Raw genomic sequence first — 16291 nt, forward strand, 5'->3', positions numbered from 1 at the left:
GGCTCCCGTGGTGGGTCACCGCTGGTTGACCAGCGCGGCGTCGGTGATGACGGCGGACAGGGTGAAGGTGGCCGCCTGGGTGCTCTCGTCCCAGACCGAGCTGCTGACGACCGGTGCGTCCACGCCGGTGACGACGTCGACGGCTTCCAGGGCGTCCGCCACGAGGGGCTGGGAGGCCGCCTTGCCGGTGATCGTGAGAGCGCCGATGCCGGCCACGCTCAGCGGGTCTGCGGCGTCGACGGACCCGGTGCCGCCCGGGGCGATCGCCGCGGCGTCCAGGGCGAGGGAGACGGAGCCCACCGAGACCCCCTCGGGGGTGGCGGCGGAGACCGCGTCCAGCATGGCGAACCACGAGACGTCGTACTGGGTGACCGCTCGCTCGGCAACGCCGGCGGCCTCCACCCTGGCGATCTGCGTGGGGACGTCCGCGTACTGCCGCTGCTCGGTCTGCAGCCGCACCGTCTCCGCCTGCGCGTCGGCCAGGACCTCCTCGGCGGTGGCGACGTGCCCCGCACCGATGCCGTAGGCGGCACCGACGAGCCCGAGCACGGCGACGAGGCCGGCTCCGAGGCCAAGCTGCACGCGACGGAAGTCGCGCGCCTCGTCCAGGCCGTCGGGCAGGAGGTTGACGCGGGCGACGACGTTGCGCGTCGCGACGGCCTCCAGCGTCTGGAAGCTCATGAGATCACTCCGAGGGCGAGTCCGACGGGGACGGCGGCCAGGGGCTGCACGAGGCCGAGCTGGTGCTCGTCGAGGCCGGTGCGGCCCAGGTGCAGGGGGGAGATGGCGTCCCCGGCCACGACGGGCAGGCGCACGGCGGACGACAGCCGCTCGGCGATGCTGCTCAGCAACGAGCCGCCACCGGAGAGCACCAGGCGCTCCGGGCGGAACTGCGGGTTGGCGGCCGAGTAGTAGTCGAGCGAGGAACGGATCTCGTCGACGAATGCCTCGAGCATGAGGTCGACCGCCGTGCCGGCGAGCTCGCGCTCCTCGTCGAGCACGTCCTCGGCGCCACCGCGCTTGATCAGCTCCGCCAGCGCGGAAGGCACCCCGAGGCGCTCGGCGACGGCGTCGGTGACGTCCTGGCCACCCATGAGCAGCACGCGCACGAACCTCGGGACACCCGCCGAGTGGACGACCAGGTTGCTGACGCGGGCGCCGATGTCCAGCAGCGCTTCGGTCGCGACGTCGGCCGAGTGCGGGCGGGCGACCGCTCGCAGCACCGCGAAGGAACTGAGGTCCACCGAGACGGGCCGCAGCCCGGCCGCCTGGACGGCCCCCACGTTCGCCATGATCATCTCGTGGGAAGCCGCGACGAGCAACCCGCGCAGCAGGCGGGTGTCGCCGTCACGCACCTCTTCGACGGTGTGGAAGTCGATGACGCAGTTCTCGACCGGCATCGGCAGGTGGTCCTGTACCTGCAGCGGCAGGGAGCCCTTCAGCTCAGCCGCCGGGACCCAGGGCAGGTCCAACTGGCGGACGACGACCTGCTGGTTCGCGACACCCAGGGCGACCTTCCTGCCGCTGAACCCGCTGCCCCTCCACAAGGCCTTCAGCGCGTCGACGACGACCGGCCGGTCGACGACCTCACCGTCGCGCACCGCTCCCTCGGGCAGGGCCACCTGGCCGAACCTCTCCAGCGTGATGCCGCCCTTGCCGCAGGACAGCTCGGCGGCGCGCACGCCCGACGTGCCGATGTCCAGGCCGATGGCGGTTCGTCCGGACACGTCGCCTCCTTGTCGTGGGGTTCTTCTGTCGTGGGAGCCGCGGTGGCTCCCACGACTTGCTCCTACGTGAGGATCGGACGTTCTCGGCTCCTCCTTGAGGGCGGGAGGGGACCGGTCGACCGGTACCGGTCGGCGGGGCCTCAGGCGATCAACCCGACCAGGCCGAGGTACCAGTCCGCCACCGGCGAGGCGACAAACAGCGCCCCCAGGGCCCCGGCGAGCATGTACGGGCCGAAGGGGATGCGGGAGCCGCGGCCGGCCCGGCGCAGCACCAGCAGCCCTGCCCCGGCCACGCCGCCGAGCAGGAACGCCGTGAAGGCACCGACGACGAGGGAGTCCCAGCCCCACCAGCCGAGGAGGAGCCCCAGCACGCCGGCGAGCTTGACGTCCCCCAACCCCATGCCGCCAGGTTTGAGGACGAACAGCGCACCGTAGAGCAGGAACAGGGCCGCACCCCCGACGGCCGCTCGCAGCAGCGCCCCCCAATGCCCCGTGCTGGCGCTCGCCACGACGAGCAGGACGACGACCACGGGGTAGGAGGGCAGCACGATGGCGTCGGGCAGGCGGTGCACGTCGACGTCGATCAGGGCCAGGGCCACCGTGATGGCCGCCAGGTACAGGTAGGCGGGCAGGACCCACGAGGGGCCCACCAGCCGGGCGACGGCCCCGAAGAGCAGTGCGGTGCCGAGTTCCACCAGGGGGTAGCGGACGCTGATGGTCACGCCGCAGTCCCGGCAACGTCCGCGCAGCAGCAGCCACGACACGACGGGGACGTTGTCGCGCCGGCGGACGACGTGGCCGCACCCCGGGCAGCGGCTGGCCGGGCGCACCACCGACTCCCCCCGCGGGACGCGGTGGACCACCACGTTGAGGAAGGAGCCGACGAGGAGGCCGGCGACCGCGGCGAGCAGCACCAGCGGGCCCTGCTCAAGCACCGGAGACCTCCCGCTTCTGGGTGACCGTGACGGTGCTGGGGGCGGCCGGCGATCCCGTGCCCGGCGGCGCAACGTCGGCGTAGTTGATCGTGACGCTGTTGCTGAAGCTCGTCGCACAGGCGTAGATGCTGCCGGTCATCGAGAAGGCGTTGGACACGGTCAGCGTGCCGGGTGTGTAGATGAAGGTGGACGTCTTGGCGTCGAACGTCATGGTGTTGCTGAAGCTCAGCGACTGCGCCGACGGCGTCGCGCACGGGTCACCGGCGCCCGAGGAGAGGGCCACGAGCCGGAAGTTGTGAGGAGCACCGTCCGCCGACTTCACCGTGACGGTGCCGTTGGTTGCGAACTGGTTGACCACCAGGGTGACATCTCCCTTGAGGGAGACGGTGACGTTCTGCAGCTCCGCCTTCGTGCAGGCGCGGGCGTCCAGGATGACCGGTGCCGTGGCGGTGGAGACGAGGTTGCCGTTCAGCTCGTAGCCGGCGCCGTCGCCCTTGCACGAGGTGCCCAGGTACGAACCCGTCCAGGTGGGTGCGTTGTTGCGCCGGGCGTTCTCCTGCAACCACTTCTTCCACTCCACGACGGCCGGTGCTGGAGTGGCGCCGGTCAGCATGGCCCAGGTGATGTGGGGCATGTTCGCGATGGTCGGTGCGGCGGGCACGGCGGACGGGCTGTTCGGGAGGACGCTGCCCGCTACGACCGATTTCGTGCTGCCGCCGCTCTGGTAGGTGATGGTTCCTGCCGCTCGAGCGTTTCCCGTGATGCGCGGAGAGTTCGTCGGGAAGACGATGTCGCCCGTCGCCGAGGTGAGGTCCCCATGGATTTTCGTGTTGCCGTTCACCGTCAGCGAACCGCCACTGGCCAGCGCACCTCCCACGCTGCAGGAGTTCTGCAGGCCGGACGGTCCGGTACCAGCAGCGGTGACGGACCCCTGGACCTCTCCCTTGGTGTCGCAGGAGTAATTCCCGCCGGCGCGCACGTCGCCCTGCACGCTGCAGTCGTTCGTCAGGTACACGGACCCACCGGCGATGATGTCACCGCCGATAAATCCTTGGTTGATGCACTTGACGTCGGACTTGCTCGTCAACGAGGCGTTGTTGACGACCAGGCTGTTGTTCGTCATGACGGGCCCGTTGCTGAAGACACCACTCGTGAAGGGGGTGGTCGCAGCGTCTCCTGCCCCGGAGAACGTGACGGTCGACTGCAGGGTCCGCTCGCCGTACGTGGTGCCTCCAGCGAGCGTCGCCGCGGCCCGGGCCCTGGCGGTGACGGTGGCCGTGGCGGGGTTGGCGGCCATGTCGCAGGAGACGGTCACCGCGACCGTGTACTTCGCGCGACCGGCGACGACGTCGGGGACGGCGGCGTCCGCACCGGTGCAGGGATTCGCCGCTCCGGTGGTGACGTTGGCCTGCAGGCGCGCGGTCACGAGGTCGACCCCCGCCTCGGCGGCGGCCAGCGCGGCCGTGCGCTGGGTGTCGACCGCGGCCCGGCGGTTCGTCGCGAGCACCCCGGTCACGACGGCGATGCCGAGGGCCATGGCGATGGCCACGACGGCTGCGGCCATGAGCAGGCTCGAACCCTCGTCGGAGGAGTTCCTCGTCCAGCGGCGCACGATGGGTGCCTCCTTCACGGGGCAGGGATGGCGCAGGGGGTGGAGCCCGCGGGCGGCTGGTTGCGGCGGGCGAGCGTCGTCGTCACGCGGGCGGGGTCGGCGTCGCCGCCGCTGAGGACCGACAGGTCGACCACGACGACGGCGCCGGCCGGGGAGCCGTCGGAGAAGGGCGGCCGGGCCCCCACGGTGGCCGCGGAGACGTCGACACCGGTGGCGAGCTGCCGCCACGCGTTCGGGCCGCCGCTCGCGGCCCCCACCGTCCACGTCTCGTCCCAGGACCGGGAGCGCAGCACCCCGGCGGGGGTGAGGTCCCACTCTACGCAGCGTCGGGTACCCGGGGTCGAGCGCGTGTCGGCGGTCGTGCGGACGCGGAACCGCGTGCGACTGCCGTCGACGGTGATGAGGTCCGCGGAGCGGACCTGGCGGTCGATGTCGGCGAGCGCAGCACGGGCGGTCTCCGTCGCGGCCAGCCGCTGCTGGGTCTGCGCGGTCTGCTGAGTGACCGTGACGACGATGCGCAGGGCCACCGCCAGCACGATCCCGACGATCGCCATCGCGACGACCAGCTCGGTGAGGGTCTGACCGGCGTCGCGGCCTCGGGTCTCCGCGGGGCGCGTCACGGTGTGGCCGGGATGTAGAAGAGGGTGCGGGCGGACACGGACACCGGCTCGCCCGACGACCGGGCCGTGTAGCTGACGGTCACCGTCACCCAGCGGGTGCTGGGCAGCGCCGCGGCGGTCACGTAGGCACGGGCGCGGTAGTCCCTCTGCAGGGCGGACGGCACGATGCCGTCGAAGGAGTTGAACGGGGCGACGGCCGAGGTGACGGTCTGCAGGGTCTCCGCCGTGCCGGCGTTGGTGTACGTGCACGCCGTGGAGCTGCACGCGGCCGGATTCGTGCCGTCGGTGAACGCGGCGGTGTAGAGGTCCTTCTGGTAGCCCTCGGCCAGCGCCTGCAGGTCGGTGGTGGCGCGCAGCTGCTCCAGCCCCTGGTTCGCCAGGGCCGTCGCCTGGGTGCGCTGGCGGGAGTCCGCCGTCGCGAGACCGGTGCGCACCTGGAGGAGGACGAGGCCCAGGGCGGCGACGCCGATGACGAGGATTGTTACCAGCACCTCCGCCAGCGACTCACCCGCGTCGGCGCCGATCCGTTCCTTCACCCGCACGTTCCCTCCCCCGCCGGTCCCGTCCCGCACCACTCCTCAGCCGCCGAAGTGGGCGGCGGGATCGTGCCCGCCGCCCACCGTCGGGATCACGGGCAGGTGGCGCCCTTCTTGAGGCCGTTGGTGCCTGCGCTCCACGCGCTGGCGCCAGACTCGCTCGGCGTCACGGTGACGCAGTAGACGCCCGAGGCGTAGGTCAGCGTGGCGGTGTTGTTCGGGCTGACCTTGACGGTGTTGGTCTCGGTGACGCCGTCCACAGTGCCGCTCAGCGTGGTCACGCCACTGGCGGTAGCCAGGCTCAGCGCCGTCGGCGAACCGTCGACGAAGTACGCGCTGGCGTCGCGCGAGATGTTGGTGGCGTCAGACTTCGCGGCGGTCTCGGCAGCCTTCTTCTTCTGGTTCATGAAGACCGGGATGGCGATCGCAGCCAGGATGCCAACGATGATCATGACAACGAGGAGCTCGACGAGGGTGAAACCCTGGTCCTTCTCCTCCATCGACTTGCGCATGCGAGCGAGCATTCGATGCTCCCTTTCGACGAGTTCCGGAGCCGCTCGCAGATCGCGCACCGGATTGGTGTGGCGGCTCGTGTACTCCATGCATCGGCCGCCGGGGATCGACCTTGAGCACCGCGCGCTCGGGTTCGCCCGAACGGCTCCCCGGAGCCGCCGAACACGGAGGCGGCCCGTGCACGCAGAGGTGCACGGGCCGCCGCATCACGCGGTCACTGGATGAGGTCGAAGACCCCGAAGATGGGCATGTACATGGCCACGACCATGAAGCCGATGATTCCGCCCAGGACGGCGATCATGATGGGCTCAATGAGGCTCGTCAGCGCCTCCGTCGTCGCCTCGACCTCCTGATCGTAGAAGTCGGAGATCTTGTGCAGCATCGAGTCCAGGGCGCCGGTGTCCTCCCCGACGCTCATCATCTGCACCACCATCGCCGGGAATACCGGGTGATCGGCCAGCGGCGCGGCCAGGGACCTGCCGGAGCGCACGCTCTCCATGACGTCCGCCGAGGCGCGTTCCACGACGACGTTGCCGCTGGCGTTGCCGACGATCTCCAGACTCTGCAAGATGGGGACGCCCGAGCGCAGCATGGTGCCCAGGTTCCGGGTGAACCGGCTCAGGGCGATCTTCTGCGCCAGCAGGCCGAAGACCGGGACCCTGAGCTTGAGAGGGTCCACGACGTCCCGGACCCTCGGGCGGTCCTTCACCTTGCGCCACACCACGGGCAGGACGACGGCCAGGACGAGCAGGCCCGGGCCGAGGAAGCGCAGACCATGCGAGAGCGCCACCAGGAACTTCGTGGGCAGCGGCAGCTCACCGCCGAGGTCGCTGAACATGCCGGCGAAGACGGGCACGATGAACAGCAGCATGCCGACCACGGCGAGGACGGCGATGGCGAAGACGACGACCGGGTAGGTCATCGCGGACTTCACCTTCGCCCGCAGCTTCACCTCGGACTCGAAGTTCTCCGCGAGTTGCAGCAGCACCTGGTCGAGGAAACCGCCCACCTCACCGGCTCGCACCATGTTGACCATGAGGGGCGGGAAGACGTCGGGGTGCTTGGCGAGTGCGGCGGACAGGGCCGTGCCGCTCTCGATCTCGCTGCGCACCTCCACCAGCGTGGCGGCGAGCTTCCTGCTCTCCGTCTGTTCGGCGAGGATCGCCAGCGCCCTCATCAGCGTCAGGCCCGAGGACACCATCGTCGCGAACTGCCGCGACATCAGCGCCAGGTCCTTCAGCTTGACCCGGTTCGTGCCGGGGAGGTGGATCTGCGTCTGCAGGCCCCGGCCGGCCCTCGACTCCGTGATGGAGACGGGCACCAGGCCCTGGCTCCGCAGGCGGCCGACGACGGCCCGCTGGTCAGCGGCCTCCAGCGTGCCCTTGACGAGCCGGCCGGCGTGGTCGCGCGCGGCGTACTCGAACTTCCGCTGCCCGGGCTTGGCGGCCTTGGCGAGTGCCTTGGTGGCGGTGGCCATGGTCGCTCCTCTCAGGATCGCCCGGTCAGGCGGCGGAACTCCTCGGTGGAGTGGCACTTCTCCAGGCCGTGCTCGAACGTGATCCGGCGGGCGCGGACGAGTTCCGCGAGGTGCTGGTCCAGGGTGTGCATCCCGAACTGGGCACCGGCCTGCATCGCGGAGGCGATCTGGTGAGTCTTGCCCTCGCGGATGAGGTTGCGGATCGCCGGGGTGGCGACCAGGACCTCGGTGGCCACGACCCGGCCGCGGCCGTCGGCGCGCTTGCACAGCGTCTGGCACACCACGCCCTGGATGGCGCCGGCCAGCTGCACGCGGATCTGCTGCTGCTGGTGCGGGGGGAAGACGTCGATGACGCGGTCGATGGTCTGCGCGGCGTCCTGGGTGTGCAGGGTGCCGAAGACGAGGTGACCGGTCTCGGCGGCGGTCAGCGCCACCGAGATCGTCTCCAGGTCGCGCATCTCGCCGACGAGGATGATGTCGGGGTCCTGGCGCAGCACGTGCTTGAGGGCGCTGGCGAAGGACTTGGTGTCCTCGCCGACCTCGCGCTGGTTCACCAGGCAGCTCTTGTGGCGGTGGAGGAACTCGATGGGGTCCTCGACCGTCATGATGTGGTCCTTGCGGGTGCGGTTGGCCAGGTCCACGATCGAGGCCAGCGTCGTGGACTTGCCCGAGCCGGTGGGGCCGGTGACCAGCACGAAGCCGCGCTGCAGGTTCGCGAACGAGCCCACGACCGGCGGGACCCCCAGGTCCTCCAGCGGCATGATCTCGTACGGGATGCGCCGGAACGCCGCGCCCAGCGACTCGCGCTGGCGGTACACGTTGACGCGGAAGCGGGAGTGCCCGGGCACCTGGTACGCGAAGTCCAGCTCCAGGTTCGCCTCGAACACCTCGCGCTGCTTCTGCGTGAGGATCGCGTAGATCGACTGCTGCAGCAGCTGCGGGGTGAGCTTGTCGAAGCCCTCCAGCGGCGTCAGCTCCCCGGACAGCCGGACCGTGGGGGCCGCGCCGGAGGTCAGGTGCACGTCGGAGGCACCGGCCTGCAGGCCCGCGATCAGGACGTCGTTGATCTTGAACACCGGCGCGCTGTCCTCACCACCGGTGGTCACCAGCGCCTCGGTGCTCGGCGGGACCTCGGCGACGTCCGGGGCCAACGCCGGGACGGCGGGGCGCACGAACTCGTCGGCCAGGCCCGGCGTCGCGGCCGGCGGCACCGCGCGCGGCGCCGGCACCTCCGCGGCGAGCACCTCGGCCGCCTCGCCGGTCAGCTTGGCCAGCAGCGCGCTGACGTCGCGGCGCGGAGCCGGCGTGCCGTCCGGCCGCGCGTTGACCGGCGTGTACGCCTCGACGGGCCGGCCAGCGGCACCCGCGTCGTTCATCTCGCTCCCCTCCACGGCACCCACCACGGCGCACGGCGGTGCCGTCGGTCGACACCGTCCTCACCGTGTCGGCGCACCGGGGGCGCGCCTTGAGGCGGGCGATCACCGCGTGCGGGCGGGTCAGCCGTTCGGGCGAGCCGAGCCGGCCGGCCCGGTCAGGGGGTCAGCAGCTCGGGGACGGAGGTCGTCAACCGCGCCACGCCCAGGTCCAGCTCGGCCGGCGGGTCGTCGGGGGTCAGCGTGGCGCCGGAGCGGTACGTACCGCCCTCGAGCACGACCGCCGGCTTCCACGCCCAGACCGGCACGGCCCGGTGCGTGCCGGGCAGCACTCCCCTCAGGGCCACGAGCAGGTTCACCGAGATCCCCTGCTGGTGGAAGGACGGGCTCGGGTTCACGACGAGGTGCCCGTCGGCGTCCTCGTACCGGGGGCTCTCCGGGAGCCGGGCGTACTCCTCCCAGGACATCGCCTGCCCGGGACGGCTCACGCCCGCGCGCGCTCCCGCAGCACGGCCAGCCCGGCGGCGCGCATCGCCTCCAGGGGCGCGGGGTGACTCGTCATGAGCTCCACCTGCGCCGCCCCCTGGTGCAGGAGCATCTCGAAGCCGCCGATCACCGGCCCGGCCCAGTGCTGGGCCAGGGTCGTGGGCCACGGCGCGTAGACGACGTCCAGCAGCAGCGGGGCGGGTCGGGAACCGCCCGGGGCACCGGCCGGGGCGAGGACGTCGGCCACGTCCTGCGACGCGCCGGCGGGGACCGTGGAGACCACGACGTCGGCGTCCAGGACGCTCGGCAGCTCCGACCAGCCGCGCACGTCCACGTCACCGCCCAGGCGCGCCGCCACGCGCGTCAGCTCCTCGGCGCGGGCGGCGGAACGCACGACCACCACCGGCCTCGGACAGCCGGCGCGCAGCAGCGCCACCAGTGCCGAGCGGGCCGTCGCTCCCCCGCCGACGACCGCGCCGCGCGCCACGCCGACGGCGCCGGCCTCCGCGAGCGCCGCCACGATGCCGTGCACGTCGGTGTTCTCGGCCCGCAGGTGCACCCCGGCCCGGCCGGTGCCGCCGTCGGGCCGGGGGGTGACGACGACGGTGTTGACCGCGCCGACGGCGCGGGCGAAGTCGCTGACCTCGTCGACGAGGGGCACGACGGCCTGCTTCAGCGGCATCGTCAGGCTCAGCCCCGCCCAGCCGGCGTCCAGGGACGCCACCAGGGCGGGCAGGCGCGGCTCGTCGACCTCCAGCAGGTCGTACTGCCACCCGTGCAGGCCCAGGGCCGCGTAGGCGGCGCGGTGCAGGGCCGGGGACAGGGAGTGGGCGATGGGGTACCCGCAGACCGCAGCCCTCACCGCGCGCTCCCCCGTGCCCGCACCGGTCCGCCCACCCGCGCCCCGACCGCCACGTCCACCGCCACGCTCACCGCCGTGCTCACCGCCGTGCTCACTCCGACTCCGGGTGCTCCCGCAGGTACTGGCGGAACAGCTCCACGTTGGCGGCGTGCTCGGCGCCGGTGGTCGCGAAGCGCGTCTCGCCGGTGGCCAGGTCCACCGTGACGAAGAACATCCAGGGGCCGGGCTCGGGGTTGACCGCCGCGCGCAGCGCCGCCTCGCCCGGGTTGCTGATCGGCCCCGCGGGCAGGCCAGGGTGCATGTAGGTGTTCCACGGGGTGTCGGTGGCGCGCTGCTCGGCGGTGGTGGTGACGGTGGTGCCGTCGGTGCCGTAGCTGACGGTGGAGTCCAGCTGCAGGTTCATGCCGTCCTCGATGCGGTTCAGCAGCACCCGCGTCACCTTGGCCATGTCCTCGGGGGTGCGGGCCTCCTTCTGCGCGATGCTGGCCATGACGACGACCTCGTGCTCGCGCTCGGGCGGCACGCCCAGCTCCGCCAGCGCCTGCTTCGTGCGGTCCACCATGGAGGTCAGCAGCTCCACCGCGCTCTCGTCGGGGTCCACCTCGTAGGTGGCGGGGAACAGGTACCCCTCGGGGTTCCCGCCGGCGGAGGCGGGCAGGCCGATCGCAGCGGGGTCGGCCAGGGCGGCTTCGACGTCGGCGGCGGCGATGGGGGTCTGCTCGCCGACGAGCTCGACGACCTGGCGCACGCGCAGGCCCTCCGGCACGGTCAGCCGGGTGGTGATCTTGGAGGTGGGGTCCAGCAGCAGCGCGACGGCGGCGGCGGCGGACATCTGCTCCTTCAGCCGGTACGTGCCCGGCTGGATGCTCGCCATGCCCGGGTTCGCGGCGGCCGCGGACACGAACGCCTCGGTGGTCTTGACGACGCCGGCCTCCTGCAGGGTGCGGCCGATGGCGGTGCCGGTGTCGCCGGACTCCACCTTGACGTCGACCGAGCCGGTACCGGTGCCCTCGTAGTCGTCGGTGGCGGTCAGCCGGGACACGACGGGCTCCAGCGCGCCCCACGCCGCCCAGGTGCCGCCGCCGACCAGGGCCAGCGCCACGAGCAGCACCACGACGGCGCGGCCGCGCCGGCGCCGGGGCTTGCGCTCTCGGGTGCCGGGCAGGTCCATCAGGTCCATCACGATTCTCAGCCCTCCGTGGCGTCGGGACGCTCGTCCGGGTCGTGCGCCGCGTCCGCCCCGGCGGGGCGTGCGGTCCTGCCGTGCCTGGCCTTGCGCCGCTTCGCGGGGCCCGGCGCACCACCGGCCGGCAGCACCCGGCCGGGTGCGCGGCCGCTGGAACGCTCGGCGTCCAGGGCTGCCTGCAGCAGCACCACCGCGGCCGCCTGGTCGACGACGTCGCGGAACTGCTTCTCCCTCCGGCCCGCGGCGTGCAGGGCTCGGTGGGCGTCGACCGTGCTGAGGCGCTCGTCCACGAGGCGCACCGGCACCGGCTCGACGGCCAGGGCGATCTTCCGCGCGTGCGCGAGCGCGGTCAAGGCCGCCGGGCCCTCGGTGCCGTCCATGGACAGCGGCAGACCCACCACGACCTCCACGGCGCCGCGCTCGCGCACCTCGGCGGCGACCTGCGCCACGTCGGCGTCGGTCTCCGGGTCGCGCGCGAGCGTGCGCACGGGGGAGGCGATCACCCCGGAAGGGTCGCACGCCGCCAGCCCCACGCGGACGCTGCCCACGTCGACCGCGACCCTCACCCCCCGGCGCACCGCTGCGCTGCCCGCCTCAGGCAGAGCCGGTGACGCGCCGGCCCACGGCGTCGCGCAGGCCCGCCAGCGCCTCGCCGACCTTGGCGGGGTCCTGCCCACCGCCCTGCGCCACGTCGTCCTTGCCGCCGCCACCGCCGCCGAGGGTCTGCGCGGCGCCGCGCACCAGCTCACCGGCCTTCACGCCCCAGCGGCGGGCCTCGGCGTTGGTCGCCACGACCACCACGGGGCGGTCCTTGGCGACACCGGCCACGGCGACGACCGAGGGGCCCTGCTCGCCGAGGCGGGAGCGCACGTCCAGGGCGAGGGTGCGCAGGTCGTCGGCGGAGGCGGCGCCGGCGTCGTGGGTGACGACCCGCACGCCGAAGGTGTCCGTGGCCGCGGCCGCCAGCTGCGGGGCCAGCGCCAGGACCTGCCCGGCGCGCAGCTTCGCGATCTCCTTCTCGGCGTCGCGCAGGCGCGTCATGAGGGTGCCGATGCGCTCGGGCAGCTCCTCCGGGCGGGCCTTGACGACGTCGGTGAGGCGGCTGACGAGCAGGTGCTCGCGGGAGAGGAAGTCGTACGCGTCGGTGCCCACGAGGGCCTCGATGCGGCGGGCGCCGGAGCCGATGGAGCCCTCGGAGACGATGGAGACCAGCCCCACCTGCTGGGAGGTGAGGGTGTGGGTGCCGCCGCACAGCTCCTTGGACCAGTCGCCGCCGATGGTGACCACGCGCACGCGGTCGCCGTACTTCTCGCCGAACAGGGCCATCGCGCCGAAGTCCAGCGCCGCCTGGCGGTCCATGACCGTGGCGCCCACCTCGAGGTCGTCGGCGATGCGCTCGTTGACGACACCCTCGATGTCGCGCACGAGGTCGGCGCCGACCTGGCCGGTGGCGGAGTAGTCGAAGCGCAGCCGGCCGGGGGCGTTCTCCGAGCCGGCCTGGGTGGCGGTGTCGCCCAGGTGCTCGCGCACCACCTGGTGCACCAGGTGGGTGGCGGTGTGGGCGCGGCTGACGGCGCGGCGGCGGGCGGCGTCGACCTCCGCGTGCGCGGCGTCGCCGGCCAGCAGCTCGCCGGCGGTGACGGTGCCCTTGTGCACGTACAGGCCGCGCACGGGCTGCTGGACGTCGTCGACGCGCACCACGGCGCCGGAGGCGGTGGTGATAGTGCCGTGGTCGGCGAGCTGGCCGCCGCCCTCGGCGTAGAAGGGGGTGCGGTCCAGGACGACCTCGACGTCGGTGCCGACGGGCGCCGAGGGGGTGCTCACCCCGCCCTGCAGCACGACGGCGACGCGCGCCTCGCCGGTGGCGTGCTCGTAGCCGGTGAAGACCACCGGGCCGGGCATGCCCTCCAGCGTGGTGCGGTAGCTGGACAGGTCCACCCCGCCGGTCTTCTTCGCCCGCGCGTCGGCCTTGGCGCGCCCGACCTGCTCGGCCATGAGGGCGCGGAAGCCGGCCTCGTCGACGCCGACACCGGCTTCGGCGGCCATCTCCAGGGTCAGGTCGATGGGGAAGCCGTAGGTGTCGTGCAGGGCGAAGGCGCGCTCGCCGGACAGCGCGGAGCCGCCGGAGGCCTTCGTGGCCGCGACGGCGGTCTCGAAGATCGCCGTGCCGGAGACCAGGGTGCGCCGGAAGGCGTCCTCCTCGGCGTACGCGACGCGGGAGATGCGCTCGAAGTCGCTGCGCAGCTGCGGGTACGAGGCGCTCATGACCTCCATCGAGGCCGGCAGCAGGTGCGGCAGGGCGGGCTCCTCCACGCCCAGCAGGCGCACCGCGCGCACCGCGCGGCGGATCAGGCGGCGCAGCACGTAGCCGGCGCCCTCGTTGCCGGGGGTGACGCCGTCGCCGATGAGCATCAGGGCGCTGCGCACGTGGTCGGCGACCACGCGCATGCGCACGTCGTCCTCGTGCACGGCGCCGTAGCGCTTGCCGGACAGCTGCGCCGCCCGGTCCAGGACGGGGCGGACCTCGTCGATCTCGTACATGTTGTCGACGCCCTGCTTGAGGAACGCCACGCGCTCCAGGCCCATGCCGGTGTCGATGTTCTTGGCGGGCAGCTCGCCGGCGACGTCGAAGTCCGTCTTCGAGCGGACCGCCGAGAGCTGGTACTGCATGAACACGAGGTTCCAGATCTCGAGGTAGCGGTCCTCGTCGGCCTCCGGGCCGCCGTCGGCGCCGTACTCGGGACCGCGGTCGAAGTAGATCTCCGAGCAGGGCCCGCCGGGGCCGGGCTGGCCGGTGTTCCAGTAGTTGTCGGCCTTGCCGCGGCGCTGGATGCGCTCGACGGGCACGCCGACCTCGCGCCACAGCGCGAAGGCCTCGTCGTCGTCGAGGTAGACCGTCACCCACAGCCGCTGCGGGTCGAAGCCGAGGCCGCCGTCTGCCTCCGGGGTGGTCAGCAGCTCCCAGGCGAAGGCGATGGCCTCGCGCTTGAAGTAGTCGCCGAAGGAGAAGTTGCCGTTCATCTGGAAGAACGTGCCGTGCCGGGTGGTCTTGCCGACCTCCTCGATGTCGAGGGTCCGCAGGCACTTCTGCACGCTGGTGGCGCGCTTGTACGGCGCGGGCACCTGCGCGGTGAGGTACGGGATGAACGGCACCATGCCCGCGACGGTGAACATGAGGCTGGGGTCGGTGGAGACCAGCGAGGCGCTGGGCACGACCGTGTGGCCCTTGCGCTCGAAGAAGTCCAGCCAGCGCCGACGGATCTCGGCCGTCTGCATCGAGGTGCCTCCTGCTCGTGCGGTCCCGCCGGGTCGGCCGCCCGGTGGCGTGCCGGTGGTGCCCACCGGCGCTCGACCCTCGACCCTACCGGCAGCAACCCCCCGCTCCCCCTCCCCGCCGTGATCACGCACGGTTGAAGGCTCCACCGTGCATGATCACGGCGGGGTCGGGGGGTCAGCGGCCGCGCACCAGGCGGCGCAGGCGGGCCAGGCGCTCGCGCAGCTGCGCCTCGAAGCCGCGGTCGGTGGGCAGGTAGTAGTCCCGGCCCACCAGCTCGTCGGGGGCGTACTGCTGCGCGGCCACCCCGGCGGAGGTGTCGTGCGTGTAGACGTACCCGCCGCCGTGCCCCAGGCGCTGCGCCCCGGAGTAGTGCGCGTCGCGCAGGTGCGCCGGCACCGGCCCGGCCCGGCCGGCGCGCACGTCGGCGATCGCGGCGTTGACGCCGTTGTAGACGGCGTTGGACTTCGGGGCCGTGGCGTTGTGCACCACCGCCTGCGCCAGCACGATGCGCGCCTCGGGCATCCCGATCTGCGCGACGGCGTGCATCGCCGCCACGGCGGTCTGCAGCGCGGACGGGTCGGCCATCCCGACGTCCTCGGACGCGGCGATGACGATGCGCCGGGCGATGAAGCGCGGGTCCTCCCCCGCCTCCACCATGCGCGCCAGGTAGTGCAGGGCGGCGTCCACGTCCGAGCCGCGCATCGACTTGATGAACGCGCTGACCACGTCGTAGTGCTGGTCACCGGCCCGGTCGTAGCGCACCGCCGCGCGGTCCAGCGCCCGCTCGGCGTGCTCCAGCGTCACCTCCCGGCGCGCGCCCGGCGCCACCGGGGCGTCGAAGGCCGCGCCCGCCGCGGCCTCCAGCGCGGTCAGCGCGCGCCGGGCGTCGCCGTCGGCCACGCGCACCAGGTGCTCCAGCGCCTCACCGCTCAGCTCCACCTCCCCCGCCAGCCCGCGCGGGTCGGTGAGCGCCGAGCGCAGCAGGCCGCGCACGTCGTCGTCGTCCAGCGGGCGCAGCGTCAGCAGCAGCGAGCGCGACAGCAGCGGGGTGATCACGGAGAAGTTGGGGTTCTCCGTCGTGGCCGCCACCAGCACCACCCAGCGGTTCTCCACGGCCGGCAGCAGGGCGTCCTGCTGGGCCTTGGTGAAGCGGTGGATCTCGTCGAGGAACAGCACGGTCTGCCGGCGGTGCAGGTCGCGGTGCTCGCGGGCCTCGTCCACCACGCGGCGCACGTCCTTGACGCCGGCGGTGACCGCCGACAGCTCCGCGAAGCGCCGCCCGCCGGAGCGGGCGATGACGTGCGCCAGCGTCGTCTTGCCCGTGCCGGGCGGTCCCCACAGCACCACCGAGGCCGGGCCCGCGCGGCCCAGGTCGCCCTCGGTGGCCAGCCGGCGCAGCGGGGAGCCCGGCCCCAGCAGGTGCTGCTGGCCCACGACCTCGTCCACACCGCGCGGTCGCATCCGCACCGCCAGCGGCGCGCCGGCCAGCACGGCGGGCCCGGGACCGGTGCCCGCGCCGCCGCCGGGGTCGCCGCCGGGCTCGGCGTCGGTGGAGAACAGGTCGGCCACGGCCCGAACGCTAACCCCCGGCGGCGACCCGGCGGGGCGCGGCTGGCAGGCCCCCCACATCCCGCCCCACGGGTTCTACCACCCCGCCCGCCCAATCTGGGCCGGTACCGTCCCCGCC

15 protein-coding genes are annotated in these 16291 nt (G+C 73.1%); all 15 read right to left on the reverse strand.

What is annotated here, in order from left to right; translation table 11 throughout:
• Nucleotides 1-15 precede the first annotated feature (15 nt).
• The 15 genes from ACRYM0_RS11955 to ACRYM0_RS12025 all read right to left on the reverse strand — a co-directional run bounded on the left by ACRYM0_RS11955 (nucleotide 16) and on the right by ACRYM0_RS12025 (nucleotide 16173).
• Nucleotides 16-681 carry a PilN domain-containing protein gene (locus ACRYM0_RS11955; RefSeq protein WP_432505323.1) on the reverse strand — a complete coding sequence of 222 codons (666 nt, stop codon included), beginning with the start codon at nucleotides 679-681 and terminating at the stop codon, nucleotides 16-18.
• Nucleotides 678-1727, reverse strand: coding sequence for a type IV pilus assembly protein PilM (gene pilM, locus ACRYM0_RS11960; protein ID WP_432505325.1), 1050 nt, complete (start codon nucleotides 1725-1727; stop codon nucleotides 678-680). Before pilM ends, ACRYM0_RS11955 begins: the two co-directional genes overlap by 4 nt.
• A gap of 140 nt (nucleotides 1728-1867) precedes the next feature.
• Nucleotides 1868-2662: a prepilin peptidase gene (locus ACRYM0_RS11965; RefSeq protein ID WP_432505327.1), complete on the reverse strand. Its 795-nt coding sequence runs from the start codon at nucleotides 2660-2662 to the stop codon at nucleotides 1868-1870.
• A complete protein-coding gene (locus ACRYM0_RS11970) occupies nucleotides 2655-4292 on the reverse strand; it encodes a bactofilin family protein (RefSeq protein ID WP_432505329.1) in 1638 nt (545 codons plus the stop codon). Before ACRYM0_RS11970 ends, ACRYM0_RS11965 begins: the two co-directional genes overlap by 8 nt.
• The gene (locus tag ACRYM0_RS11975; protein WP_432505331.1) at nucleotides 4289-4894 is read right to left on the reverse strand and encodes a PulJ/GspJ family protein; all 606 of its coding nucleotides are present in this window, start codon (nucleotides 4892-4894) and stop codon (nucleotides 4289-4291) included. Before ACRYM0_RS11975 ends, ACRYM0_RS11970 begins: the two co-directional genes overlap by 4 nt.
• Nucleotides 4891-5436 (reverse strand): type IV pilus modification PilV family protein, encoded by a 546-nt coding sequence (locus ACRYM0_RS11980; protein ID WP_432505333.1) that lies wholly within the window; start codon nucleotides 5434-5436, stop codon nucleotides 4891-4893. Before ACRYM0_RS11980 ends, ACRYM0_RS11975 begins: the two co-directional genes overlap by 4 nt.
• A gap of 86 nt (nucleotides 5437-5522) precedes the next feature.
• Nucleotides 5523-6032, reverse strand: coding sequence for a type IV pilin protein (locus ACRYM0_RS11985; RefSeq protein ID WP_432505335.1), 510 nt, complete (start codon nucleotides 6030-6032; stop codon nucleotides 5523-5525).
• 125 nt (nucleotides 6033-6157) lie between these two features.
• Nucleotides 6158-7420 (reverse strand): type II secretion system F family protein, encoded by a 1263-nt coding sequence (locus ACRYM0_RS11990; RefSeq protein WP_432505337.1) that lies wholly within the window; start codon nucleotides 7418-7420, stop codon nucleotides 6158-6160.
• Nucleotides 7421-7431: 11 nt separating this feature from the next.
• Nucleotides 7432-8811 (reverse strand): type IV pilus twitching motility protein PilT, encoded by a 1380-nt coding sequence (locus ACRYM0_RS11995; RefSeq protein ID WP_432505339.1) that lies wholly within the window; start codon nucleotides 8809-8811, stop codon nucleotides 7432-7434.
• A gap of 140 nt (nucleotides 8812-8951) precedes the next feature.
• Nucleotides 8952-9281, reverse strand: coding sequence for a hypothetical protein (locus ACRYM0_RS12000; protein ID WP_432505341.1), 330 nt, complete (start codon nucleotides 9279-9281; stop codon nucleotides 8952-8954).
• A complete protein-coding gene (locus tag ACRYM0_RS12005) occupies nucleotides 9278-10141 on the reverse strand; it encodes a shikimate dehydrogenase (protein ID WP_432505343.1) in 864 nt (287 codons plus the stop codon). The genes ACRYM0_RS12000 and ACRYM0_RS12005 overlap by 4 nt, the downstream gene beginning before the upstream one ends.
• 91 nt (nucleotides 10142-10232) lie before the next feature.
• On the reverse strand, nucleotides 10233-11321 hold the full coding sequence (gene mltG / locus ACRYM0_RS12010; RefSeq protein ID WP_432505345.1) for an endolytic transglycosylase MltG: 1089 nt from the start codon (nucleotides 11319-11321) through the stop codon (nucleotides 10233-10235).
• Between the two features lie 8 nt (nucleotides 11322-11329).
• Nucleotides 11330-11905: a Holliday junction resolvase RuvX gene (gene ruvX, locus ACRYM0_RS12015; RefSeq protein ID WP_432505347.1), complete on the reverse strand. Its 576-nt coding sequence runs from the start codon at nucleotides 11903-11905 to the stop codon at nucleotides 11330-11332.
• Nucleotides 11906-11921: 16 nt separating this feature from the next.
• On the reverse strand, nucleotides 11922-14603 hold the full coding sequence (alaS, locus tag ACRYM0_RS12020) for an alanine--tRNA ligase (RefSeq protein ID WP_432505349.1): 2682 nt from the start codon (nucleotides 14601-14603) through the stop codon (nucleotides 11922-11924).
• A gap of 175 nt (nucleotides 14604-14778) precedes the next feature.
• Nucleotides 14779-16173, reverse strand: coding sequence for a replication-associated recombination protein A (locus ACRYM0_RS12025; protein ID WP_432505351.1), 1395 nt, complete (start codon nucleotides 16171-16173; stop codon nucleotides 14779-14781).
• Nucleotides 16174-16291: the final 118 nt, after the last annotated feature.

The organism is Kineococcus arenarius subsp. arenarius, from assembly GCF_050871845.1.
Taxonomy (GTDB): domain Bacteria; phylum Actinomycetota; class Actinomycetes; order Actinomycetales; family Kineococcaceae; genus Kineococcus.